Consider the following 206-nt stretch of genomic DNA (forward strand, 5'->3'; position numbering starts at 1 on the left):
TTTAAGAACGCAGCAAACGCAGCGTTAACAGCAGCTTGGTCTGCATAAGCACAAGCCGAAGCTGAAGCGTTAGCCGGTGCATTCGTTGTTACTTCTGCAGGAGCAATTACGGTGAAGGTACGGGTTACTGAACCACTATAACATTTATCCGTTACATTATACGTCACACTGGTAGTTCCACCTTGACATAAAGTTGGTGCTACCGG

General features: G+C 46.6%; 1 protein-coding gene. It reads right to left on the bottom strand.

Features of this window, described 5'->3' with window-relative positions; all coding sequences use genetic code 11:
* The coding region (locus ACSVH6_RS13635; protein ID WP_438079421.1) for a hypothetical protein at positions 1 to 206 on the bottom strand (206 nt) is incomplete at both ends.

This window comes from Flavobacterium sp. XGLA_31 (assembly GCF_051547105.1).
Classification (GTDB): domain Bacteria; phylum Bacteroidota; class Bacteroidia; order Flavobacteriales; family Flavobacteriaceae; genus Flavobacterium.